General features: G+C 57.5%; 31 protein-coding genes and 1 pseudogene. 9 read left to right on the top strand and 23 right to left on the bottom strand.

The window, feature by feature from the left end:
* Positions 1 to 482: 482 nt before the first annotated feature.
* The 11 genes from V8L70_RS21060 to V8L70_RS21010 form a co-directional block, all read right to left on the bottom strand.
* Positions 483 to 758, bottom strand: coding sequence for a hypothetical protein (locus tag V8L70_RS21060; protein ID WP_015077978.1), 276 nt, complete (start codon positions 756 to 758; stop codon positions 483 to 485).
* Positions 755 to 1,297, bottom strand: a complete 543-nt coding sequence (locus tag V8L70_RS21055) for a hypothetical protein (RefSeq protein ID WP_015077977.1) — start codon at positions 1,295 to 1,297, stop codon at positions 755 to 757. The genes V8L70_RS21060 and V8L70_RS21055 overlap by 4 nt, the downstream gene beginning before the upstream one ends.
* Before the next feature lie 39 nt (positions 1,298 to 1,336).
* Positions 1,337 to 1,759, bottom strand: coding sequence for a helix-turn-helix transcriptional regulator (locus tag V8L70_RS21050; protein ID WP_101146484.1), 423 nt, complete (start codon positions 1,757 to 1,759; stop codon positions 1,337 to 1,339).
* Entirely contained in the window at positions 1,759 to 1,902 is a 144-nt protein-coding gene (locus tag V8L70_RS21045) for a hypothetical protein (RefSeq protein WP_157826491.1), read from the bottom strand. Before V8L70_RS21045 ends, V8L70_RS21050 begins: the two co-directional genes overlap by 1 nt.
* On the bottom strand, positions 1,899 to 2,078 hold the full coding sequence (locus tag V8L70_RS21040; RefSeq protein ID WP_101146483.1) for a hypothetical protein: 180 nt from the start codon (positions 2,076 to 2,078) through the stop codon (positions 1,899 to 1,901). The genes V8L70_RS21045 and V8L70_RS21040 overlap by 4 nt, the downstream gene beginning before the upstream one ends.
* Before the next feature lie 74 nt (positions 2,079 to 2,152).
* On the bottom strand, positions 2,153 to 2,398 hold the full coding sequence (locus tag V8L70_RS21035; RefSeq protein WP_015077974.1) for a hypothetical protein: 246 nt from the start codon (positions 2,396 to 2,398) through the stop codon (positions 2,153 to 2,155).
* Positions 2,399 to 2,499: 101 nt separating this feature from the next.
* Complete coding sequence (locus V8L70_RS21030; RefSeq protein ID WP_015077973.1) at positions 2,500 to 2,742, bottom strand: hypothetical protein; 243 nt, start codon at positions 2,740 to 2,742, stop codon at positions 2,500 to 2,502.
* 31 nt (positions 2,743 to 2,773) lie between these two features.
* Positions 2,774 to 3,418 carry a ParA family protein gene (locus tag V8L70_RS21025; protein WP_015077972.1) on the bottom strand — a complete coding sequence of 215 codons (645 nt, stop codon included), beginning with the start codon at positions 3,416 to 3,418 and terminating at the stop codon, positions 2,774 to 2,776.
* A gap of 254 nt (positions 3,419 to 3,672) precedes the next feature.
* Positions 3,673 to 3,945 carry a BrnA antitoxin family protein gene (locus tag V8L70_RS21020; protein ID WP_015077971.1) on the bottom strand — a complete coding sequence of 91 codons (273 nt, stop codon included), beginning with the start codon at positions 3,943 to 3,945 and terminating at the stop codon, positions 3,673 to 3,675.
* A 145-nt stretch (positions 3,946 to 4,090) separates the two neighbouring features.
* Positions 4,091 to 5,491 (bottom strand): MobV family relaxase, encoded by a 1,401-nt coding sequence (mobV, locus tag V8L70_RS21015; RefSeq protein WP_015077970.1) that lies wholly within the window; start codon positions 5,489 to 5,491, stop codon positions 4,091 to 4,093.
* Between the two features lie 604 nt (positions 5,492 to 6,095).
* Positions 6,096 to 6,695 (bottom strand): hypothetical protein, encoded by a 600-nt coding sequence (locus V8L70_RS21010; RefSeq protein ID WP_015077969.1) that lies wholly within the window; start codon positions 6,693 to 6,695, stop codon positions 6,096 to 6,098.
* Between the two features lie 781 nt (positions 6,696 to 7,476).
* Between V8L70_RS21010 and V8L70_RS21005 the strand changes: the two genes are divergently transcribed.
* From V8L70_RS21005 to V8L70_RS20990, 4 genes are all read left to right on the top strand, one after another.
* Positions 7,477 to 7,722, top strand: a complete 246-nt coding sequence (locus V8L70_RS21005; protein WP_015077968.1) for a hypothetical protein — start codon at positions 7,477 to 7,479, stop codon at positions 7,720 to 7,722.
* A gap of 540 nt (positions 7,723 to 8,262) precedes the next feature.
* Positions 8,263 to 8,607 (top strand): type II toxin-antitoxin system RelE/ParE family toxin, encoded by a 345-nt coding sequence (locus tag V8L70_RS21000; protein WP_015077967.1) that lies wholly within the window; start codon positions 8,263 to 8,265, stop codon positions 8,605 to 8,607.
* A 9-nt stretch (positions 8,608 to 8,616) separates the two neighbouring features.
* Positions 8,617 to 8,919, top strand: a complete 303-nt coding sequence (locus V8L70_RS20995; protein ID WP_015077966.1) for a helix-turn-helix domain-containing protein — start codon at positions 8,617 to 8,619, stop codon at positions 8,917 to 8,919.
* A 1,189-nt stretch (positions 8,920 to 10,108) separates the two neighbouring features.
* The gene (locus V8L70_RS20990; protein ID WP_015077964.1) at positions 10,109 to 11,062 is read left to right on the top strand and encodes an integrase domain-containing protein; all 954 of its coding nucleotides are present in this window, start codon (positions 10,109 to 10,111) and stop codon (positions 11,060 to 11,062) included.
* On the opposite strand, the gene V8L70_RS20985 is transcribed toward V8L70_RS20990, so the two are convergent.
* The 11 genes from V8L70_RS20985 to merT all read right to left on the bottom strand — a co-directional run bounded on the left by V8L70_RS20985 (position 11,041) and on the right by merT (position 16,445).
* Positions 11,041 to 11,298, bottom strand: a complete 258-nt coding sequence (locus V8L70_RS20985; RefSeq protein WP_157826489.1) for a hypothetical protein — start codon at positions 11,296 to 11,298, stop codon at positions 11,041 to 11,043. The two genes, V8L70_RS20990 and V8L70_RS20985, sit on opposite strands and share 22 nt — an antisense overlap.
* 479 nt (positions 11,299 to 11,777) lie before the next feature.
* The gene (locus V8L70_RS20980) at positions 11,778 to 12,056 is read right to left on the bottom strand and encodes a hypothetical protein (protein WP_015077962.1); all 279 of its coding nucleotides are present in this window, start codon (positions 12,054 to 12,056) and stop codon (positions 11,778 to 11,780) included.
* Positions 12,057 to 12,090: 34 nt separating this feature from the next.
* A complete protein-coding gene (locus V8L70_RS20975) occupies positions 12,091 to 12,225 on the bottom strand; it encodes a hypothetical protein (protein ID WP_269801101.1) in 135 nt (44 codons plus the stop codon).
* Between the two features lie 88 nt (positions 12,226 to 12,313).
* Positions 12,314 to 12,709 carry a group III truncated hemoglobin gene (locus V8L70_RS20970; protein WP_015077961.1) on the bottom strand — a complete coding sequence of 132 codons (396 nt, stop codon included), beginning with the start codon at positions 12,707 to 12,709 and terminating at the stop codon, positions 12,314 to 12,316.
* A gap of 63 nt (positions 12,710 to 12,772) precedes the next feature.
* On the bottom strand, positions 12,773 to 13,081 hold the full coding sequence (gene merE, locus V8L70_RS20965) for a broad-spectrum mercury transporter MerE (protein ID WP_015077960.1): 309 nt from the start codon (positions 13,079 to 13,081) through the stop codon (positions 12,773 to 12,775).
* Positions 13,074 to 13,475, bottom strand: coding sequence for a MerR family transcriptional regulator (locus V8L70_RS20960; protein WP_015077959.1), 402 nt, complete (start codon positions 13,473 to 13,475; stop codon positions 13,074 to 13,076). Before V8L70_RS20960 ends, merE begins: the two co-directional genes overlap by 8 nt.
* Before the next feature lies 1 nt (position 13,476).
* Positions 13,477 to 14,100, bottom strand: a complete 624-nt coding sequence (merB, locus tag V8L70_RS20955) for an organomercurial lyase MerB (protein ID WP_101146481.1) — start codon at positions 14,098 to 14,100, stop codon at positions 13,477 to 13,479.
* 13 nt (positions 14,101 to 14,113) lie between these two features.
* Positions 14,114 to 15,517: a mercury(II) reductase gene (gene merA / locus V8L70_RS20950; protein ID WP_101146480.1), complete on the bottom strand. Its 1,404-nt coding sequence runs from the start codon at positions 15,515 to 15,517 to the stop codon at positions 14,114 to 14,116.
* Positions 15,518 to 15,522: 5 nt separating this feature from the next.
* On the bottom strand, positions 15,523 to 15,681 hold the full coding sequence (gene merF / locus V8L70_RS20945) for a mercury resistance system transport protein MerF (RefSeq protein ID WP_232774866.1): 159 nt from the start codon (positions 15,679 to 15,681) through the stop codon (positions 15,523 to 15,525).
* Positions 15,682 to 15,757: 76 nt separating this feature from the next.
* Entirely contained in the window at positions 15,758 to 16,054 is a 297-nt protein-coding gene (merP, locus tag V8L70_RS20940; RefSeq protein ID WP_023659522.1) for a mercury resistance system periplasmic binding protein MerP, read from the bottom strand.
* 37 nt (positions 16,055 to 16,091) lie between these two features.
* A complete protein-coding gene (gene merT, locus V8L70_RS20935; protein WP_008295676.1) occupies positions 16,092 to 16,445 on the bottom strand; it encodes a mercuric ion transporter MerT in 354 nt (117 codons plus the stop codon).
* 73 nt (positions 16,446 to 16,518) lie between these two features.
* On the opposite strand from merT, the gene merR reads away from it, so the two are divergent.
* From merR to dmeF, 5 genes and pseudogenes are all read left to right on the top strand, one after another.
* Positions 16,519 to 16,947, top strand: a complete 429-nt coding sequence (gene merR, locus V8L70_RS20930; protein ID WP_015077956.1) for a mercury resistance transcriptional regulator MerR — start codon at positions 16,519 to 16,521, stop codon at positions 16,945 to 16,947.
* Between the two features lie 213 nt (positions 16,948 to 17,160).
* Positions 17,161 to 17,859, top strand: a complete 699-nt coding sequence (locus V8L70_RS20925) for an MBL fold metallo-hydrolase (protein WP_008295674.1) — start codon at positions 17,161 to 17,163, stop codon at positions 17,857 to 17,859.
* Positions 17,860 to 17,885: 26 nt separating this feature from the next.
* Positions 17,886 to 18,008 (top strand): hypothetical protein, encoded by a 123-nt coding sequence (locus V8L70_RS20920; RefSeq protein ID WP_008295673.1) that lies wholly within the window; start codon positions 17,886 to 17,888, stop codon positions 18,006 to 18,008.
* A gap of 39 nt (positions 18,009 to 18,047) precedes the next feature.
* Positions 18,048 to 18,485 carry a protein tyrosine phosphatase family protein gene (locus V8L70_RS20915; protein WP_008295672.1) on the top strand — a complete coding sequence of 146 codons (438 nt, stop codon included), beginning with the start codon at positions 18,048 to 18,050 and terminating at the stop codon, positions 18,483 to 18,485.
* 251 nt (positions 18,486 to 18,736) lie between these two features.
* Positions 18,737 to 19,417 (top strand): annotated as a pseudogene (dmeF, locus tag V8L70_RS20910) (CDF family Co(II)/Ni(II) efflux transporter DmeF).
* A 22-nt stretch (positions 19,418 to 19,439) separates the two neighbouring features.
* Here dmeF and V8L70_RS20905 read toward each other — a convergent pair.
* Positions 19,440 to 19,781 (bottom strand): tyrosine-type recombinase/integrase (locus tag V8L70_RS20905; protein WP_336270527.1); only part of this gene is annotated, 342 nt, incomplete at its 5' end.

The following is a 19,781-nucleotide window of genomic DNA, read 5'->3' as shown; positions in this document are numbered from 1 at the left end:
TGGCAGGGGCTTCCACAGCTTAGCGTGCTTTATTTTCCGTTTTCTGAGACGACCACAGATCAGAAAAGACTGTGCAGCCGACTCTTGATATTCCGTGCAGTCACCTTCTGAAAATGACAGTCGGGTACCCGATAGGGCTTATCTCTGGGGGGAAGACTTTCGATGCGGCGTGGAGTCAGTCGGGGGGCTTGGCTGGTACGCATGACACCCTCTCCTTAGCTGTTGGTGGCGGGCTGAGTCGCCTAGGTACTCTCTAGTGATGCCTAGAGACATGCGTTCATACTTTACGTAGAAGTGTGAACACTAGCCACAAAACCCCTAAAACAGCGGCTATACACGGGGCATTTAATTCTTGCTACCACTTTCACCACCTATTCACAGTGATTTGGGCGCAAAAATGGTTAGGCACAGCGGCCAGGGTCGAATTGGCGATAACTACTATTATGTCCAATTTGTCCCCGGCACCAGGCCAGGACGGTGGCTCATTCTTCCCAGCGATCGCTAAGCGGCTTGTGCTCCGGGTTGACCTGGTCAATGGCGGCGCCGATAGCAGCAAAGGCGTGCTGGTAGGTTTTGTAGTATTTCTGATTGCTGTAATACAGAAACGGGTCTTCATAGCTGCGCACCACGGCCAGCAGCGTTTCCGGCTCGCCGTCGCGGGTAATAACGTCGATAGCGTCCGTCAGGTTTTCTTTGTAAAGCCGCAGGGCGATTTCAGACCGAAAAAGCTCGGCATCGTGGTGAATTCTGGTTTTCATTGGCTGGCCTCCTCTATCATTTCCCGACACACCAGCGCTACCAAGCGCTCATAATCGCCACGGTTGCCCGCGTAGTCGTCGCCAAGCGCGCGCTCCATTAGCTGGGGTGTGATCCGCTCAAGCTGGGGTAACAGCAGGCCGGTTAAGGTGCGCAGCTCAATATCGCGGCGAGCATCGTTGGAAGCGTTGGCAATGCTGGCGACAAGTGCGGTTGGCACGTCGAGCGCGATGTGTCCGCCAACGCTTCGCCAAGTCGCCAGATCACCGTGGTCACGTTCCAGGCGGTCGATACTGTCGTTGATCCGCTTCACGCGGGCATCGTCGGCAGCGTCCAGCGCTTCATCCATCCAGCGAACTAGCGTATCTCGGGCATGCCCGCGCTGCCCTTCCGGGTACTCTACGATGATGTCAGCAGCCACCTTAGCGGCCCGCTGTAGGTGTAGCGGCTTCACCTGGGCATCAATACCAGCAGCCTCAAGGGCCGCTAGCAAAGTGGCGTCGTCTACGGTGTCATCAGTTAAAACGGCGTGGCGGTTCATGGGGCGGACTCCTTGCGTGTCAATTGAAGAGCAAACCGGTTATTCAGGCCGGCTTTCAGCCTGCTTTCGCATCCAGCCCTCAATTTCAGACTGAACCCAACGAATACAACGGTTTTGATTGCCTACTTTGCTCAGCACCACCGGCTTGGGGAATGTAGGATCATTCTCACGTCGACGTTGAAGCGTGGTGCTGGCCAAGCCTGTCTTGGCAATGACATCGCGAGTGGTGAGGTATACCAATTCGTCCTGATCCCCCCACGCCTGCTCTGTAGCAACCTCGCCAACAATGAGACCTCTATCAAGACACAGTGCCCGTGACATAGGCAGGCCACCGTGACGATCGCACTCGTCGGCCAATTCGCGTAAGAGGGATGCCAGCTTGAGCCCTGGCGTCTCCTCGATGCCCTCACGTTGCGCAGGATCCGCGACCAAGCTGCTGTCGAAGGTGATGGTGGTTTTCATCAGGCCGTCCTCTCACTGGCTTCAGTGGCTTTCCTGCGCGGTAGGCCCAGTGTTTCCTCGGCTTGAGCACCACCTGCGGTTTCGATTCTCAGGGCATCATAGACGCGGTCGAGACGCTCTTGGGCTTCACGGGACATTTTCATTGAGCAGCCTCCCCGCCCTGCGTGTCTTCGATACGGGCCAGTCTCGTGGCAAGCTCCATGATAGGAGCAGTGATCTTTTCAGAGCGGTACGGAGCGAGCACATTGAGCAAAATCGTCAGCTCATTGCGGCTCAGGGTTCCCACTCGCGCGCTGCGGGGATTATCATGTACAGACATTGCGTTTTCTCCCAAGGTTGACGCGGTGTCATGGCCCCGGACGGTTGCACCCGTCGCGGGGCTTTTTAATGTCTTTAGCCTTCTAAGGCTTCGAACGGCTTCAGAACGCCGTCCATTTCCCGGCGTGTCCATTCTTCAAGATCGTCAATTCCCTTAACAACAATCGTGCTTGTATCCAGATCGACGATGTAATAACTGCCGAGCTCGTCATGCCATTGACTGCGTTCCGGGCAGGTCTTCATCTGCTGTCCATCCTTGGCCAACTGCCTGTTGATACGGGCTAACAGGGCTCTTGCGCTCACCGGCTTCTTAGTCGTCATCGGGTTGCCTCGTCGGTCGTTAAGATCATACTAGCGTGTAAGTGTGAGAGTTTGCAAGTGTGTAAGTTTGCATTCTTGAAAAACGCGCTTTTAAGCACAATTCACGCACCACCTTTGCGGTCGATGAACTCATTCACCGCCTGCTCAAAAACTTCCACCATGTCCATGTCGTGCGCGGCAGAGAACACTTTCAGCCGCTTCTTGAACTCGGGATCAACGCGGAAATTACACGGCACCTTGGCGCCGCTCTCCGGCTTGCTGGTGTTATTGCCCACGACATGTGCCGATTGAGCAGACTGGGGCGGAAGCCCCTTAGGGTTTGGCTTTTTGCTGGGTGCGGCCATGGTGGCCTCCTTGCGTTATAGCGTTAAAACGTTATTGCGTTACAGACTCAAGGCGATCGATGATTGCTTGGATTAATTTGTCAGCCTGCTCTCGGGGCCCCTTATAAGGGCTTTCCACGACAGATAACCCGCCATCCTGTGCCCGCCGGAAAGCCGTCTTCTCAGGAATCTGTGAGTCGAGAACAAAATACGGGGTGGCAGCGAGGTAGCTGCGCGCCTCATCCAGCTCCCGCGGGCTATCGCCAGTCTTTACCAAGGCAATAGCGATCCGCTCCACCGAGACGCCGTGCTCGCTGGACAAGGCATTAGCAAGTAGAACGGTGGGCTCCAGGTCATCGAGGGACAGTCCCGTTGGCAGTACCACCAAGTCTGCTCGCTTACCTATCTCCATGGTCGCCCGGGTCGCATGGGGCGCACCGTCAAGAATCATCATGTCGTAAGCTTCAGCGATCTTGAGGGCCTGGTCGACGGTGCCAAACGTCTCTACCGCCACCACCGGTTGTACTTCGCGGGCCAATCGCCGCTGAAGCCACGAGAAGCTAGAAGCCTGGTTGATGTCGAGGTCAGCCACTTTCACGTTCCAGCCAGCCGCCGCGTAGGTGGTGGCCACTGCCCTGGAAATAGTGGACTTGCCTACCCCGCCCTTCTGGCTAACAACGCCGATGATGTAGCCCATGAAACTGCCCCTCCTTGCGTTAAAACGTTATTGCGTTATTGCGTCAATTCATTAAAGCGTTACGAGTGAAGCCAGCCCCTTGGTGGGAGGCTCAACATCCGATTGGTTGCTATGCTTAGTGTAACGCAATGATGAAATAACGCTATAACGCTACAAAAAAGCCGCCTCAAATGGGCGGCTAGAGGGTCTTCCTTCATGGTGTGGCGCTCTCTGTCCATCGACGGAAGGCATGGGCAGGGCGCGGGCTGACCAGATCAGCCGTGGCCATGCTCCCGGATATACTGCTTTAGAGCTTGGTCAATGCGGCGCTGCCAGCCTTCGCCTTCCTCTCCCTTGAAGTGCTCGATCACCTCCGGGGAGAGGCGAATCGAGGTCTTCACCTTTGTCGGCGCGTGCTGCTTACCGCGCTGGCCGATGGTTCGCTGAAGATTGGCGGGCAGAACCTCCGACATAGGCCGCATCTGCTTAACGTCCTGGTCTGTGAGCTCTCTTACCTCACCGTCTTTATTCGTGATCCGCGTTCTCATAGCGCCTTCCTAATCAAAGCGCTCAACCGCTGCGAAGGGGAGTCCGCGCTCCTCTTCGTTGCGAGCGCTCTTGTTCGGGTCAAAGTCGATTATCATGACTTTAATTGTATGGACAAAAAAATGATAAGGAAAGTTTCATCGTCCGTTATCGCTCGAACGGTGACCGTGTCGGCATGCCTGCCCCAGGCGTTGCCGGGGTCTGTTCTTGGGTGGTGTGGCGCTCCGTGGGCCTGGGGGCTTCCCTCTCGATCAGAGCGCGACCTCGCGAGGAAAGAATGCCGTCCATCTCGAACAGATCGCTATCCAGCCAGGCTTCCAGCGTTTCTCCCAAATCGTCACGGGCTATGGCAAAGCGCCACGCTTTAACTCGCTCACCTTTCTCCAGCCGGGCTAAGGCCTCGGGAGTCAAGCGACGCAGCTGGGCGGCCCGATCGTTCTCCATACGCTCGCGTTCCGCCTGTGCCTCTTCCTCGCGTTGCTGCTCCTCGAGCTTGCGGGCCTCTTCAGCCTCACGGCGTAGCCTGCGGCACTTATTGGCGAAACCCTTTATTTTTGTGATCTCTTCACCAGATAAGCCGCCGATTAGTCCGCGAAGCCGCTCCCGGGCCTGCTGGTGTGCTGTGCGCTCTTCGTTCAGGGCTGCCTCCGTTCGGCGGGCCGTCTCTGCCATCTCGTCCGCGCGGCGGCGCTCAATACCTGCCGTTGCCGCCCTGGCCACCGTGGGCGCGTAGTGCTCGACCACGAAGTCCGTCACCCTGGCGGCGTGCTTCTCGGGGCTCTCCTTGCCCCACAACAGCCCCTGCCGGGCCAGGTCATCGGGCGATAGGCTCAGGTTCTCGGCCAGGCCACGGGCCAAAGCTTGGTGATACGCCTTGGTGGTGACATGGGTCGCCGCGGAATGGCGCAGCCCTCGGCTCAAGCCGTGTGGAATAGCAACTTCCTCCGCAAAGCTGGACTGGAGCTCGCGCAGCTGATCACGGCACCCCATGAAATGCGTCGCGCTTAATGCCGTGCGGGCGGGTATGTCGAAAGCTTTCGGCCCCCGGATCCACTCGTCACCTTGCTTACCAAGGATCACATTGCGCGTGCGCGTGGTCGCCGGGTAGTCCACGAGGGGGACGGCGTAGACCACCAGGTGTGGTGTCAGCTCATCAAGCTGTACGTTCACGGCGGCGATGTTCTCGGCACCGTGGCGGGCTTCCAGGAAGGCCAGCGCATCGCAGAAGTATGAACGCCACTCCACAGAGCCACCCTGCTCGGCGAAAGCCTCATGAGGGCCTGACACCACGTACTCGATGGCCAACACCGAATCGGCGGTCACGTTGTCGGCCAGCTCCAGGCGCTCGCGGATCGCGGTGCGTAGTGCCTTGGGGCTCGACACCGGCCGCCAGTCCTCGTTGAGGTGCGTCCGGTCCTTGTCAGCATGCGGTACCGGCATGGTGCGCCACGTGTGCGCGGCACTGGCCCCCAGCTTGTGATTGTTGAGTTTCACCGCGCGAATCACTGCGCTGTGGCCGGGAGTGGCTGTCTTCGTGCGAGCTGCCATGATGGCCTCCGTATCGTGTGATTAAGATTCAGAGGGCCGGCATGTCCGTTACCCTCATATACTTAAAAGGGGTACGGAGCGACGTTTTTGCCCTACGGGAGGCAAAAATATTGATTTACAGCCAACGCCACCGGGTTCACATCGGCTGTGACTCCCTACCGTTGGTCAGCACAACGATAGGCGAGCGCTACGGGCCATCACTCAGCCAGTGAAGGCCCCTATGGTCGATCAGTTGCGCACACTGAAGGCCCGTAACTCACTATGGGGCTTGTGATATCTGGTTAAGCGCTGCTAGCGACTGCCGTCATTGGGGGCCGGGGCGTGAAGAAACGAATCCCACCGAGCGTAAAAGCGCTAAGGGGACAGGCATTCGGAGTAGGGGGGGGTAATCTTCGATATTACTTGAAAAGTAACGCCGAGGGCTTCCATAATAGGTTCAAAGGTAGCGCTGACCGGTGAAAGCGCCCGCCCACCGTGAAAACGGTTCGCACCCTAGAGTGGAATACTCAAGAGGCTCCGGATTAAGAGAAGGCCCTGCCATTGGTGGGGCTTTTTCGCGTCTGGGGGTTCATATTATGGCAGTGCGGTACCGGTGCCAGCAGGCTCACCGTGGCGGCCTAATTTTCTTCCCTTGGTATCGATTCATCAGGATGACGCCGAACCGGATAGGCTTGGTGTATTTCAAAGCATTGAATCGCTCGTGAGCACTCACAATAAACAGGTTCATATCGATACCCGGAGCATTGCTTTTGCTCACAATGAAGAAGATCGCGTAGTCAAAGGTGCGCCCTTCCTCCACCACCTTGAGCGTAACGAACTCCTCGCGGCCTGTATGAAGGCACTTTCTATTCCCTAGCGTTCTCACTACCTCGGGCAGCATTTTAGACAGCTGCCAGCGCTCCAAACAAAAGACCCGCTTCTCTCGGCTATCGGAGTACCACTCAGCGTCATCGACTGCTTCGCCTTCCCGCGGAGTGCGCGTAAAGCAATGAAGCCCATAACTTACGGCTACCTGAAAGCGGCGTTCTGGGGCGTTCTTGGCGGGAGGGATAACGTATTCCACGCATTCCGGGTGAAGATGATCTAAGCAATATGCCTCCCCTCCAGGATGCTGAAAAGGCTCCCATGCTATCCCTTTTGCTCGCTGTGCCATTACTCCCCGCTGCGTCTGCCCTGGTGTTGTCAGCCGGGAGTCTATAGACATGTCATCTTTTCGACACCCTTAGCCAGGGCTGGCATCGACTCAGCGCAATTTTGCGACCAGTAAAAAGGCATTGTCTTGGAGCCGCCAGAAGGGGTGTCAAACCGGCTTAATCCCCACAGTGGCGCGGGTTCTAGCCAAGGGTCGGAAAATCTTCCGTACTAAGGTCGGAAAATTATCCGACGAATCATATTACCAATGATCAGAACCCCCTCCCGCGCGAGCGCGCGCGAAGTCCGTCCAAGAAGGCAAGCCGGTGAAAACCCGGCCTGGCCACCCTCCTTTTTCTTTTCGCGAGTGAAGCCTCATAACGGGGTGCAGATATTGCACCCCGTGAGCTGAACGGGGTGCAAAATACAGCGCTACGGGGTGCAGAATTTGCACCCGAACCGCCCTTAACCAAACCCTACTCTCTCTGACGTGCGCGAGAATTAAGTTTTCTACCAAGCCAACCAAGGCGATCACATTGGGATTGCCCCACAGGTAAATCCCATCAATTCATGATGCCGTTCGAATGGGTGCGCGTTCATTGGCACGCAATCGCCCAGAGCGCCGAGAGAAGCCCTGTAAGCAACGAAAAGAAGAAGCCGCCCCATTGCATGCCCTCACCCCTTATCGACGCCTGAGGGCAAGAATTGCCGCAATCTGAGGCATGATTTTATTGCTGCTTGTCTTTTGCTCCGGACAATCCCTCTCTGGCGTCCAGCGGCCGGTGTCGAAAAGATGGCGTCACGATATAGTGAGAGATGTCGCAATTAGGCGACGCAGACAAGAGGGTTCAGCGATGAAAGACAGATGGTGTAGACCATTAGACCTACCAGACGGGCGCACGGTTTCGGGCGGCGCAGCTAGAAACGTTCGCCTGGCAGAGGGAGGTGGGGTTGAGCAGGTGCTCCGCGACTTCCTGAACGATATCGACGAGCGGATTTCAGGCGGGGCATCACATGCCCAGCAAGTCAGGCCTAAGTCTCGCCCAGCCCACCCCACTATTTCGACTAAGCCAGGCAAAGACCGCCCGACAATGCACTAAGCGACCAGGGCATTACTCTGAATAACCCCCCCGTACCAATGACGAGGCGGGCCACAGCCGGGGTGTCCTAAAGCGGGGCGCCCCACTGGCAGCCTTGGTGCCATACGAACGCCCGGTATCGGCGTTAAATAACGCAATAACGCTGAAATAGCGATGCGCTGCGCACATGGGAGGCTTGGGGGTCGTAATCGGATTCCGATCCTTCCGCTCCATCGACACCCAGCGCGCGTGGGAAGCTCTTTCCGCCTGGGGTCGGCAGATTGTGCCGACCCCTGGTGCCTGGCGTATTGATAGCGACGAAGTGGGGGCTGTTCGGTTCAGGCCCGCCGACACCCAAGCGTAGGGAAGGGCGTGTCGATTACGCAGACCCTTGAACGGCAGCGTATTAGCGTTAAATGACGCAATAACGCAATGACGCTACACACTCTGCGCGTTTTGGCACAGTTCTTCGCGGAATAAACCCCATCCACCACATCAGGCCTTTACAATAGGTTAAAACCTATATAGTATATGACCTATAAATAGAAGAAGAGGTTGCCGATGTGGTCAATAGAACAAACCGAGACATTTGAAGACTGGTATTACTCGCAAGACGACGCTGATCGAGAGAACGTCCTGGCATCTTTACTGTTACTCCAGGCGAAGGGGCCGATGTTGTCACGCCCACATGCTGACACCGTTAACGGCTCACAGTATCCCAACATGAAAGAGTTGCGGATCCAGAGCGGGGGCAAGCCTCTCAGAGCATTTTTCGCGTTTGATCCTAACCGAACCGGCGTAATACTTTGCGCAGGAGACAAGGGAGGGAACGACAAACGCTTTTATGATGAGATGATTCCAATAGCTGATCGGGAATACGCCGCGCACCTGGAATCGCTAAAGTGAGGTAAGAAAATGGCACGTACACTGGAACAGCTTCTGGATAGCGAGAAACCGGAAGTCGTTGCGGCTGCGAGGGCCAAGGCTGACGAGATCCTGCTTGATCTGCGACTCTCGGAGGTCCGTCGTCTCGTAGAGATGACTCAAGCCCAAATGGCCGACGCTATGGGCGTTAGGCAGCCAACCGTCGCAGGCATGGAGAAAGATGGACATAATCTCCGCCTGAGTTCGATCAAGCGCTATGTCGAGGCAGCAGGTGGCCGCGTTCATATTGATGTCGAACTGCCTGACGGCTCCCACCACGGTTTCCCAATCTAAACCCCCGTACATGCGCGTGGCCGAAAGGGTCTGTCGATTACACAGGCCCTTTGTCGCTGTACTTGCTACCTATTCAGCCCTTACTTGCGGGGAGCTTGCCGTATACGGCTAACCCGGATGCGATAGGCTTCACACCTTCAGCCAATCAGGGTAATCTGACCCGGTTATCGTCGCATCGCGACCGGGGATGCCGGCCCCGTTACCAATTCGGTCTTTGAAGTCCTGCCCACGGGCAGCGGGGTAGCTGGCCTCGAAACCCAGAACAGCATTCGAACCGCCCTCATTGGGCCTACCAGCCTCCGGGCTGAGTGATACCGGGCTCCACGCCCCATCCTCATTTCGCCCTGCTCCAGGGCAGCGGATGACTTCAACCGCCTTCGCTCGCGTCTGCCTGCGTCGGCACTATGCCCAAGGTGCGCCCGCTCGACGGCACCCTATCGCATGTAAACCCGGCCTTGAGCCTCCCCACCGCCAACCAAAGCGGATGATCCCCTGCGGCCATGCCGCACGCTTCGCCCCACTAGGCGAATGACCTCTTCCAAGCATGGGTACCTACCCGCTGCTGGATGACCTCCCCGGCCCATCGTGGCCGTGATCCAAGACGGTACGCTCCGCTGCTGGCCTGGTGTGCGCGATCGCTGAGGGTGCTTCCGGGCGCGTCACAGGCAAGTCACCGCCGACGCCCGGGCGCTCTTCGCGACCCACACGCCACCCAGCCAAGGGCGGCACCGTCCTACCCATGCGTCTCTGTCGCGACAGCACAGAGACGCATGGGGCTACCACCCCGAGAGCCCGTTAACCACGGCCCTCTCGGCCTGAAGCTCGCCGGACGAAAACCGACGAACTGTCCTCCCCGTGAACGCCAGCGGCGCAATGCCGCATGACCTGAAACGCCGTCCCTGTGCCAGCAGGACACGGCGACGTGACGACGATCCCGGGCGGTCCCTCGCAAGGACCGGGGCCCTGGCCCTACGCCGGAGCTGGCAGCGCTCGACGCTGCTGGCGTGCGCATCCCCGCGCCATAGCACCCGATGGGATTTTGTCACTACCCAACGCGATACCAGTCCGCCGACTTGCCGCCGGCGTGAAACAAGCGGCTACCCCCAAGGCTTGCGCGTGCCTCAACGCAGCGAATCACTTACCGCCAACGGCGGGGGATGGGGGCAACCAGGAGCAACAGGAGGAGGGCATGGCCAGAGCCAACAACTACGGCCTGAAGACACGGGATCTCGCCAAGGCGGGGGCGTTCGCAGCCAACCGCGCGGCCCGGGAGGGTGCTACGTCGTATGCGTCTGCGGCGGCGCTGGGCGACCGCTGGCAGGCGTTCGCCGCCTATGCCAAGGGTGAGGGCGTCCGGCGTATGGAACACGTCACAGCGCAACTGGCGGCCGCCTACGGGCAGGGCATTGCTGCGCGGGTCGAGGCCGGTGAACTGTCGGCCAGCTACGGGCAGAACCTCGTATCCGCGGTGAATAGCGTCATGCGGCTCGCCAGCCAAGGGCAGTGGCAGAGCGTCAGCCCTACCAAGGATTGCGGTATCGAGAAGCGCTCAAACGTGCGGCAGGAAGCACCCCAGGGCATCGAAAGGGGCATCGTGGCCACCGTCGCCGACACCCTGCGCAGCAGCGGACAGGAGCGCGGCGCAGCGGTGGTGGAGCTGGCCCGGGCGCTTGGCTTACGCAGCAAGGAGGCCTCGCTGATCGACGCCCGAGGCGCGCTGCGGCAGGTGCTCAGTCAGCCCCCGGACCAGCGCAGCGTATCGATCATCAGCGGCACCAAGGGTGGCCGGGCGCGCACTATCCCTGTCACGTCACAACAGCAAATCGAGGCACTGACCAGGGCTGCTGATGCCCAGGACGGTGCCCGGAGCCTTGTTCCACCGGAACAGAGCTGGCGGGAATGGCAAGAGGGCGGCTTGCGCAATGCCCGGGAGGCACTCCAAGCCGCGGGTGTCGGGCGCATTCACGAGCTGCGGGCCGCCTACGCTGCCGAGCGGTACCAGCAGATCACCGGCCACTTGCCGCCGATGCTTGGCGGCCTGGCCAGCCGGGAGGATGATCGGGCGGCACGTCTGACGATCGCGGAGGAACTGGGCCACAGTCGCGTGGCGATCATGACGGCTTATATCGGGAGGTCGGCATGAGACTGCCAGCAGAAGTCCGGCACCGGCTCAACCTCCACGCCCGCAAGGGCAGCAAGGCGGCCAGGCGTCGGCAGGTGAAGCGCGCGGAGGCATTCGCGACGTGGTGCGGCTGCGATCCCCGCCAGGTAGGCAAGGCGCACGTCTACGCCTACTTCAGGGCCCATGACCTGGCACCCACCACCGCGCGTGACCATTGGTATGCGGTGCGGCTTCTGTGGCAGGCGACGGGCAGGCATGGCGATCCCCCGAAACCGCCACAGGTGCCGTGAGGCAGCAGCCCCTCTACTGCCTTAAAAACTATTTTAATAAGTAGAGCCTGGCCGGCTGCGAGATTGACCTTTTTGGCAAGCGTCACCCCCTCTTTGGGCACTCTCAGGCGGCCGGAAAAGGTGATAATCACGACTTCTGTAAGTCTTTGATTTTATTGATATGAAAAATTCAAGATAAGGCGAATTCTCTTTGAATATGTAGGTAGCAAATTCGTGCGTACGAATTATTTAAAATAATATGGGTTATGAGGGGCTGCTAAATGCGGATAGACCCCTTGCGAAACAGAGTCTATAAAATAGGATTTTACCTATAATTATTTGATTTTAAAATATTTTTATATCAGCTTCATACGTGCCAAAAAAAAACCCACCGCTAGGTGGGTTTTTTTTTTGGCACGTATGAAGCTGAACTCCGCTGTGTTTCAAACAGCAGTGCTCATCTGCTTTCAAGAGGCATTACGATCCGGCAGTTCAGATGCTGTAAACTGGTCATCGTTGCTAGTTGAGTAATGCAATTCAGAGCTAGGCTCGATGACAGCGTTTTTGGCAGCGTCGCCGTTCACAAGCGTCAAATCAGCAGGGGCAATGCGCAAATTTTCGGTACTGTAGTTTGCAGAAGTGCTTGCATGAACGATTTCATTAAGCTCACCAGAACCCTGTTCTGCTAGAGCAGCAGTAGACGTTAATGTGATGGCGATGGCAGAAATAAGGGTAACTTTTTTCATGATTAATACTCTCTTTAATTTACGGATCCAATGATCAGATCGTTATGACCTGCACGCTCTGCTGCGGCTGGGCCAGACGCCTGCGAACGTCATCAGGGACGTCAAGTTGGTTAAAAATCCCGTTCAGGTGACCGTTGTCACCGAAGGCTTGGGCGTTGGAATGACTCATGGTTGTGACTCCTTATCGAACCCGCAAAAGTGTTTTGCGATGTCTTATGATTCAGCTTTCCATTGAAAGTGGGTTGTGCGATCGTCCGTTACGTGTTGATTGGTGAGCGTGTAAGTTGCACAAGATTCCCCGCGATCCGTGTTGCTAATGTCTTGGCGCGGTCTGCGCTCGGCCCTGCGAAATCTTCGTTCACGGTCTCCCGAAACAGCTTCAGCCAGCGTTCGAAGTCATCAATCTGCAAAGGGTGTCGCGCGTGCAACGCCAAGTGGCGGGCGACCATGTTGCGCCGGTAGCCGTCGCGTTCGCCGAGCAGCAGCTTGCACCAGTAGGCGCGGATGTGCGGCAAGTGCGTTTCGAGCTCGATATCTGCCACGTCCACGAACAGCGTGCGCAGGCGATCATCAGCCAGGACCTTCCGGTAGAAGGCATCCAGCAACTCGGCGATGGCCTCGGGCGTGTCGAGATCGCGCGGGGTTGAGTGCATGGCGGTGCTCCTGGCTAAACGGTGATGTACTCGGTAGCTGGCGAGCGTGGGTGTTTGCGCGACTTACGGTTGTGACTCCTTCTCAGACGGGGTATCGCAGCAAGCATCGTACTGCCTCTTGCGCCATAGCGCGTAGACGGTCAGGCCGATGAAAATGGCCAGGGCCGGCAGCAAGACGTAATCCAGATAACCGGTCAGTGCGATACCCACGATTACCCAGTAGTCCCCGAGAAAAACGCCGGCACCCGTTCCGGTCAGCACGATGGCAAGAATCGGCAAATGACAGGGGCAACTCAGCACCGCCAATACCCCCCACAGGTAACCGGTGAGCGGCCTGGATACCTCGGCCGGTTCGCGCGCCTTATCAGTCATGTCCACGTGCCGCCTTGGTTAGTACTTGGGTGCAGCGATTCAGCGCGGCTCTTTTAACACCAATCGTGTGTTGTATTTGCCGTTCGACGGCTCGGCACTGCCGTTCATCTCCGCTATCCAGCGCCTGTATAAACTCGGTAATCTCGGGTAGACCGAGACCGGCTTCACGACAGGAGCAGATTAACTTCAGCCGTTCCAGGCAGCTGTCATCGAATAAGCGAAAACCAGCTTGGGTAGTACTACAGGCGTACACCAATCGCATATCCAGATAAGTCCGGATCTGATGCACAGACAGGCCACAGAGACGGGCCGCCTCGGAAATGAAGTAGCCTTCTGTTTGTGGCCCCGGCCCACGTTCAAGGCTGGGTTTTACCATTCGAGTGTTTACCGTCATGCTAGTGGCTTCTTGCCCTGTCGAGTATAAGGTGCGCAATCCGCTGACCCAGTTCGAAACCTTCCTGAACACTCACCATGTGCACATGCATTTTATCCCGCCCCCAGGCCTCCCCGGCCTGCCGTGAAGCAAAGAAATGGACGTCGCAACAAAACGCACTTCGAATGTCTCCCGCTGCGGCCACCGAGACTAAAGAGACGACCGCGTCCTCCGGCTCAAGCGAAACCACTCCCTGTGGCGTAACCGTCAAGGTGACCGGGTTGTTCGTCTGCGGGCAACGCGATTGCACCTGCGCCCGTTCGCCGATGACAGCTGGAAACATCAAGGCATCCAGTGCACACCAGGTATAAAGTGGCCGATCGTTGACAACAAATGCATGCGGGGTTTCTCGCAGTGTGATGCCGGAGCCGATCAGCCGTCCCTGGCCGTCGTACTCGATGGTCCCGCAGGGCAGTTTTTCCAGCACCAACTCTGCCTCATCAGTCGTCCAGTTGAGCGACTTCGCGAGCCGCTCAACAGTGACCGGTTGTCCCAGGGCAAGCTCGCGCAACAGCGTCACATGAAGCGCGGCTTCCCTTTCGCCGGTCAGACCCAGCCGTTCCACGATCTCATCCATGTTATACATTGGCGGCACCGTCTTATCCCGCACAGCACGACAATTGCTTCACGTCCTTGGTGAAGGTTTGGGCACAGAGCTTGAGCCCCTCCACCATGGTCAGGTACGGGAACAGCTCATCGGCAATGTCGTTCACGGTCATACGCGCACGCAGCGCCATGACGGCCGTCTGGATCAGCTCACCGGCTTCGCCCGCGACGGACTGGACACCCAGCAATCGTCCGCTGCCACGCTCAGCGACCATCTTGATGAAGCCCCCGGCATCGAAGTTAACCAGGGCCCGGGGCACGTTATCGAGGGTCAGGGTGCGGCTGTCGGTGTCGTATCCCTGAGCCTGGGCCTCCGCCTCGGACAGACCGACGGTGGCCACTTGTGGATCGGTAAAGATCACCTCGGGCATGGCGCTGAGGTCGAGGCTGGCGTCACCGCCGGTCATATTGATGGCGGCCCGGCTACCACCGGCGGCGGCCACGTAGACAAACTGGGGCTGGTCGGTGCAATCGCCCGCGGCATAGATGCCCGACGCAGTGGTTTGGAGATGTTTGTCAATCTGGATCGCACCGCCCTCGGTGGCAACGCCGATGGCCTCCAGGTTGAGGTTTTCGGTATTGGGTGTGCGACCACTGGCGACCAGCAGTTGCTCTGCCTGTATCGTGCCGGCGTTGGTCTGCATGGTAAACAGCTGACCGTCGTGGCTCACTTCGCTGGCCTGGGTCTGCTTGAGCACCTCGATGCCCTCACGACGGAAGGCCGCTTCCACGGCTTCACCCACCGCCGGATCTTCCTGTGACAGCACCCGGCTGCGGGCCAGAACCGTGACCTGGCTGCCGAGGCGTGCAAAGGCCTGCGCCAGTTCGATGGCCACCACCGAGGCACCGATTACGACGAGGCGCTCGGGAATGTGATCCAGTTCCAGCGCACTGGTGGAGGTGAGATAGGGAGTTTCGGACAGCCCCGGAACGGGTGGTTCGGCGGGTCTTGCGCCCGTGCCGATAAAGGCCCGGTCAAAGCTCACCGTCTGTTCGCCGCCGGCGTTGAGCGTCACCGTCAGCGTGCGCTCGTCCACGAACCGCGCCTCGCCCTTGAGGACGGTAATCGCGGCATTGTCATTGAGAATATTCTGGTACTTGGACTCGCGCAGTTCCTCCACTCGTCCCTGTTGCTGAGCAAGCAGCGCCGGACGATTCACCACCGGCGCCTGGGCGCTCAGGCCGTCATCAAACGGGCTTTCCTGGCGAAGGTGGGCGATGTGAGCCGCCCGAATCATGATTTTAGAGGGCACACAGCCAATGTTGACGCAGGTTCCGCCAATGGTGCCGCGTTCGATCAGTGTCACCCGGGCACCGCGTTCAGTCGCCTTCAGGGCGGCAGCCATGGCACTACCGCCGCTGCCAATCACAGCAATGTGCAGGTTGTCGTCACTCATAAATGTTACTCCTTAGTTGATGGACTATCGCAGCAGGCGTCGTGTTTCTTCTTGCGCCAGACGGCATAACAGGTCAGGCCAATAAATAAGACCAGTGCGGGCAACAGCACGTAGTCGAGATAACCGGTCAGGGCAGCCAGGCCTAACGTTCCTAGCAAAACCACCAGTATCGGCGTGAAACAGCGCGACCAGCACGGTGCAAATGATGCTCACCCGCAACAAGGTTTGGGGTTCGCATGGTTACTCCTGTTTCGCCTGGGGCTGTTTCAACGTGGACGGGTAACCCGCGTTAGTCGTGGCTTGAGTCAGCGCCTCAACGGAGGTTTTCTCATCGTCGTAGGTAACCGTCGCATCACGTTCCTCATATCGGACATCCACAGCGCTCACGCCGTCGACCCGCTTTAGGGCAGCTTTAACCGTAATCGGGCAGGCCGAACAGGTCATGCCTGGAACGGACAAGGTCACCGTTTGTTGCGCAGCCAGGGCAGGCAGGCTGAACAGCGTAAACAGTACGGCAGCAATCAGGGACTTTTTCATGGTGTAGTGCCTCTCAGTCAACATAGTGGATCAGGTTTCAGTAAAATAGCGGTAAGACGAAGGGGAAAGCCAACGCAGTCAGAATGAGCAGCGCGACGATCCAGAAAACGACCTTGTAGGCCGTGCGCACTTGCGGTACCGCGCAAACATCGCCCGGCTGGCAGGCCCCGACAGGTCGATATATCCGGCGCCAGGCAAAGACCATCGCCACCAGTGCCGCACCGATGAACCAGGGCCGATAGGGTTCCAGGGCGGCCAGGCTGCCGACCCAGGCACCGGAAATGCCCAACGTGATCAAGACCAGGGGGCCAAGACAACAGGCAGACGCCAGAGCAGCGGCAATCCCTCCTGCGATCAGCGAACCGCGACCGGATTTTTTGGACTCTGACATTACGATGGCTCCTTTCTAAAAATGGGTGACTGAGGTAAGGTTACTCCCGTAGTCAGCTACGGAATCAACCCCTATGTCCAAAAAACAACACTCAATGACCATTGGAGCCCTGGCCAAAGCCGCCGGTATGGGAGTGGAAACCATCCGCTATTACCAGCGCCGGGGGTTAGTGGCAGAGCCTGAAAAGCCCTATGGAAGCATCCGCCATTACGACGATCAGGCGTTGGCCCGCCTGCACTTTATTCGAACGGCCCAGTGGCTGGGGTTCAGTCTGGATGAAATCGGAGGGCTGCTGACACTGCAGGACGGTACCCATTGCGATGAAGCACGGGTATTGGGCGAGCAAAAACTAGCCAGTGTGCGGGCGAAAATTTCAAGCCTGCGACGCATCGAGCGTGCGCTGGACGGGTTAGTGCAGGAATGCTGCGCTCAGCGTGGGAATGTTGAATGCCCATTAATCACATCGCTCCAGGATGGGCTTGAAAACTCGGCTTTTACCTGATTAAAGAACAAGACAGTCCGTGAACGAGGCGTACACAAAATTAAGGGCTGAAGGGAGGTACGCTAACCTCACCAACCAAAAAAAGCAGGGCCTCCCGAAGGGCGAGACACTAGGCATGGCGCCCACTCGCCCTGCGATTGACAGCTACCTTTGCTATTATTACATTTAGTTACACCCTTATATCTTTTAGCGTTTTTCGCAAGATTGAAATTCATGCTGTTCCGTCAGTTCTTCGACAAAACATCCAGCACCTACACCTATCTCATTGCGTCCGGCCGGGGTCGAGAAGCGCTCATCATCGACCCCGTAAAAGAGTCGACGGAGGCCTATCTTGGGTTAATTAATCAACTTGATCTTAAGCTTGTCCGGGCGATTGATACCCACACTCATGCTGACCACGTCACTGCCCTTGGTGATCTGCGTGACGCCACCCAATGCGTCACCATCATGGGTGAATTTACTAACGCGGAATGCGTATCAGAACATGTATCGGAAGGTGATCGAATTGATATCGACGGCATTCGGTTGGAAGCCATTTACACTCCGGGTCACACTGATGAATCCTTCAGTTTTTACTGGAATCAGGGCGACCAGAAGGCGGTATTCACTGGCGATGTGTTATTGATTCGCGGTAGTGGCCGGACTGATTTTCAGGGCGGCGACCCACGCAAGAGCTACGATTCTATCGTTAACAAACTGTTCCGCTTACCTGACGATACGTTGGTATATCCAGCGCATGACTACAAAGGAATGCTGAGCTCCTCCATCTACGAGGAGAAGCATTACAACCCACGTCTGGCGGGCAAATCGGAAGCCGAGTACGCCCGGATCATGAATAATCTTAACTTGCCCGACCCCAAACTGATGGATGTTGCCGTGCCTGCAAATCTGGCATGCGGAAAGCAACCGTGACGTTTGTAAGCATGGATTGTTACCCAATGGCGCAGCACTCTGCATTGAGTACTGAGTCCGGCCTCGATCGTGCCCTGGCGATAGCGATCCTTGCTGGCATTCTCGCCGGTCTCTTTTTGGATAAACCCAGCCGCTATGAGCTGACATAAACTTATTCAGAAGTTCCCTGAAATTAAAGGAGATATTCGATGGATATCAAACAACTTGATGAGCGCTTTAGTGTAACGGCGCAACCTGGTATTGACGATATTGAACAACTGGCAAACGCGGGTTTCCGCACGATTATTGCCAGCAGAGCTCGAAATGAAACGGACGACCAGCCTGATACCCAAACCCTGAAAAACAAGGCAGAGTCCCTGGGCATGACGTGGTACGAAATTCCAGTCGAACCGGGAAAGTACGCCCCTGAGGATATCGAGGCTTTTGCCAGCGCTTTGCAATCATCCACGGACCCGGTTCTCGGCTATTGTCGCACCGGGAAGCGCGCCATCCACTTGTGGGCCTATGCCAAGGCGGCTCACTATCCGATCGCGGACCTGCTCAGCCAAGCCAGCGCAGCCGGCTATGATCTGGAACCACTGCGGGACGATCTTGAGATATATCGGAATCGGATGGGTCAGAAGTGATCGCGAGATCGTCCCGTTAAAACTGGCCTTAAAATGTCAAAATGCCTTGGTGCCATCCGAGGGCTCACGAGCATGACTTTGTCGTTGATGATCGTCACATCTACTGGCCCAAATAAAAAGGACGCGCCACCCACTGGATAACGCGCCCCACAGTGCTTTCCAGGCTCTACAACTCGCCGGTGTGATTCGCCCCAACGGGGTTGCCGAACTCAAACGCATCGAGCTCGCGGTTCAGTTTCGGTACCGGCAAAGTGAATGCGCTGGGAGGGTTCACGGGCGCCGTACTCCTGGCCGGCTTCGCTCTCTTCATGGTGGTTGAGAGCATTGATCGCTTTATCCATCCGGTCACGATTTCGTTCAACGGCGCTATTTTCGTAGCGATCATCGGACTGATCGTCAACGGCGTGTCGGCATAAATTCTTGGCGACCACCATGACCACAGTCATGCCCACCAGGAAGACGATTCACACCACTCTCATGACCATCACGACCACAACCGCCGTGCGGCCTATTTCCACGTGTTGGCCGATGCGCTCACCTCTGTATTGGCCATCGTGGCTCTGCTTGCGGGTAAATACGCCGGGTGGAACTGGATGGACCCGGCAATGGGTATCGTCGGTGCCATTCTCATTACCCGGTGGTCTTGGGGATTATTGAAAGCCACATCGCGCGTGTTACTCGATCAACAGCAAACCGGTATCCAGCAGGGCGTTAAACGAGCGGTAGAATGCGGCGATACGCGCGTGAGTGATCTTCATGTTTGGTCGATTGGGCCTAACTTGTATGCTGCGATTGTCGCGGTCGTTACCCATGACCCTCAGCCGCCCGGTCATTACCGCGATCGTATCCAAACGGATAACGCATCACTTGTGCATGTGACTGTGATAGTCCATACCTGTCCAATGCATTGCGAACTCTCTCAGGATGGGTAGCCAACCACTGTCATACTAAACATTAATCGGAGCCCTCGATCAGGCTAGCAACTTTGGCCAGCAGGGTGCTTGCGGCGTTGTCCGTAAACTGCTGCCCTTCCTCGATGTAGCCCCGCACCGTCCCGTCATGCTTCCAGCCGCCCTGACGCTTGATCTGCGCAAAGTCGACCTTCTCCCGCGCGGCGGCGGTGGATAAACCGCGCCGGAAGCTGTGACTGCTCAGGGTCGGCACGAAGTCCAGGTCGCAGGTTTCCCCGAGCGCCTTCAGGATACGGTTCACTGACCCGCCTGAGAGGGCTTGGGGTTGCAACCGATCCCAGCGATTGACGGCTCGAAAGACGGGTCCTTCGTGAATGCCCGCGCG

Source organism: Vreelandella arctica (genome assembly GCF_037070215.1).
Taxonomy (GTDB): domain Bacteria; phylum Pseudomonadota; class Gammaproteobacteria; order Pseudomonadales; family Halomonadaceae; genus Vreelandella; species Vreelandella arctica.
This window is presented reverse-complemented; position numbering and strand designations above follow the sequence as displayed.

Bases quoted from the DNA above. Each gene is read 5' to 3' on its own strand.
- V8L70_RS21060 (WP_015077978.1), bottom strand. From the start codon at position 758: ATGAAAACCAGAATTCACCACGATGCCGAGCTTTTTCGGTCTGAAATC.
- V8L70_RS21055 (WP_015077977.1), bottom strand. From the start codon at position 1,297: ATGAACCGCCACGCCGTTTTAACTGATGACACCGTAGACGACGCCACT.
- V8L70_RS21050 (WP_101146484.1), bottom strand. From the start codon at position 1,759: ATGAAAACCACCATCACCTTCGACAGCAGCTTGGTCGCGGATCCTGCG.
- V8L70_RS21045 (WP_157826491.1), bottom strand. From the start codon at position 1,902: ATGAAAATGTCCCGTGAAGCCCAAGAGCGTCTCGACCGCGTCTATGAT.
- V8L70_RS21040 (WP_101146483.1), bottom strand. From the start codon at position 2,078: ATGTCTGTACATGATAATCCCCGCAGCGCGCGAGTGGGAACCCTGAGC.
- V8L70_RS21035 (WP_015077974.1), bottom strand. From the start codon at position 2,398: ATGACGACTAAGAAGCCGGTGAGCGCAAGAGCCCTGTTAGCCCGTATC.
- V8L70_RS21030 (WP_015077973.1), bottom strand. From the start codon at position 2,742: ATGGCCGCACCCAGCAAAAAGCCAAACCCTAAGGGGCTTCCGCCCCAG.
- V8L70_RS21025 (WP_015077972.1), bottom strand. From the start codon at position 3,418: ATGGGCTACATCATCGGCGTTGTTAGCCAGAAGGGCGGGGTAGGCAAG.
- V8L70_RS21020 (WP_015077971.1), bottom strand. From the start codon at position 3,945: ATGAGAACGCGGATCACGAATAAAGACGGTGAGGTAAGAGAGCTCACA.
- mobV (WP_015077970.1), bottom strand. From the start codon at position 5,491: ATGGCAGCTCGCACGAAGACAGCCACTCCCGGCCACAGCGCAGTGATT.
- V8L70_RS21010 (WP_015077969.1), bottom strand. From the start codon at position 6,695: ATGTCTATAGACTCCCGGCTGACAACACCAGGGCAGACGCAGCGGGGA.
- V8L70_RS21005 (WP_015077968.1), top strand. From the start codon at position 7,477: ATGAAAGACAGATGGTGTAGACCATTAGACCTACCAGACGGGCGCACG.
- V8L70_RS21000 (WP_015077967.1), top strand. From the start codon at position 8,263: ATGTGGTCAATAGAACAAACCGAGACATTTGAAGACTGGTATTACTCG.
- V8L70_RS20995 (WP_015077966.1), top strand. From the start codon at position 8,617: ATGGCACGTACACTGGAACAGCTTCTGGATAGCGAGAAACCGGAAGTC.
- V8L70_RS20990 (WP_015077964.1), top strand. From the start codon at position 10,109: ATGGCCAGAGCCAACAACTACGGCCTGAAGACACGGGATCTCGCCAAG.
- V8L70_RS20985 (WP_157826489.1), bottom strand. From the start codon at position 11,298: ATGCCTGCCCGTCGCCTGCCACAGAAGCCGCACCGCATACCAATGGTC.
- V8L70_RS20980 (WP_015077962.1), bottom strand. From the start codon at position 12,056: ATGAAAAAAGTTACCCTTATTTCTGCCATCGCCATCACATTAACGTCT.
- V8L70_RS20975 (WP_269801101.1), bottom strand. From the start codon at position 12,225: ATGAGTCATTCCAACGCCCAAGCCTTCGGTGACAACGGTCACCTGAAC.
- V8L70_RS20970 (WP_015077961.1), bottom strand. From the start codon at position 12,709: ATGCACTCAACCCCGCGCGATCTCGACACGCCCGAGGCCATCGCCGAG.
- merE (WP_015077960.1), bottom strand. From the start codon at position 13,081: ATGACTGATAAGGCGCGCGAACCGGCCGAGGTATCCAGGCCGCTCACC.
- V8L70_RS20960 (WP_015077959.1), bottom strand. From the start codon at position 13,475: ATGACGGTAAACACTCGAATGGTAAAACCCAGCCTTGAACGTGGGCCG.
- merB (WP_101146481.1), bottom strand. From the start codon at position 14,100: ATGTATAACATGGATGAGATCGTGGAACGGCTGGGTCTGACCGGCGAA.
- merA (WP_101146480.1), bottom strand. From the start codon at position 15,517: ATGAGTGACGACAACCTGCACATTGCTGTGATTGGCAGCGGCGGTAGT.
- merP (WP_023659522.1), bottom strand. From the start codon at position 16,054: ATGAAAAAGTCCCTGATTGCTGCCGTACTGTTTACGCTGTTCAGCCTG.
- merT (WP_008295676.1), bottom strand. From the start codon at position 16,445: ATGTCAGAGTCCAAAAAATCCGGTCGCGGTTCGCTGATCGCAGGAGGG.
- merR (WP_015077956.1), top strand. From the start codon at position 16,519: ATGTCCAAAAAACAACACTCAATGACCATTGGAGCCCTGGCCAAAGCC.
- V8L70_RS20925 (WP_008295674.1), top strand. From the start codon at position 17,161: ATGCTGTTCCGTCAGTTCTTCGACAAAACATCCAGCACCTACACCTAT.
- V8L70_RS20920 (WP_008295673.1), top strand. From the start codon at position 17,886: ATGGCGCAGCACTCTGCATTGAGTACTGAGTCCGGCCTCGATCGTGCC.
- V8L70_RS20915 (WP_008295672.1), top strand. From the start codon at position 18,048: ATGGATATCAAACAACTTGATGAGCGCTTTAGTGTAACGGCGCAACCT.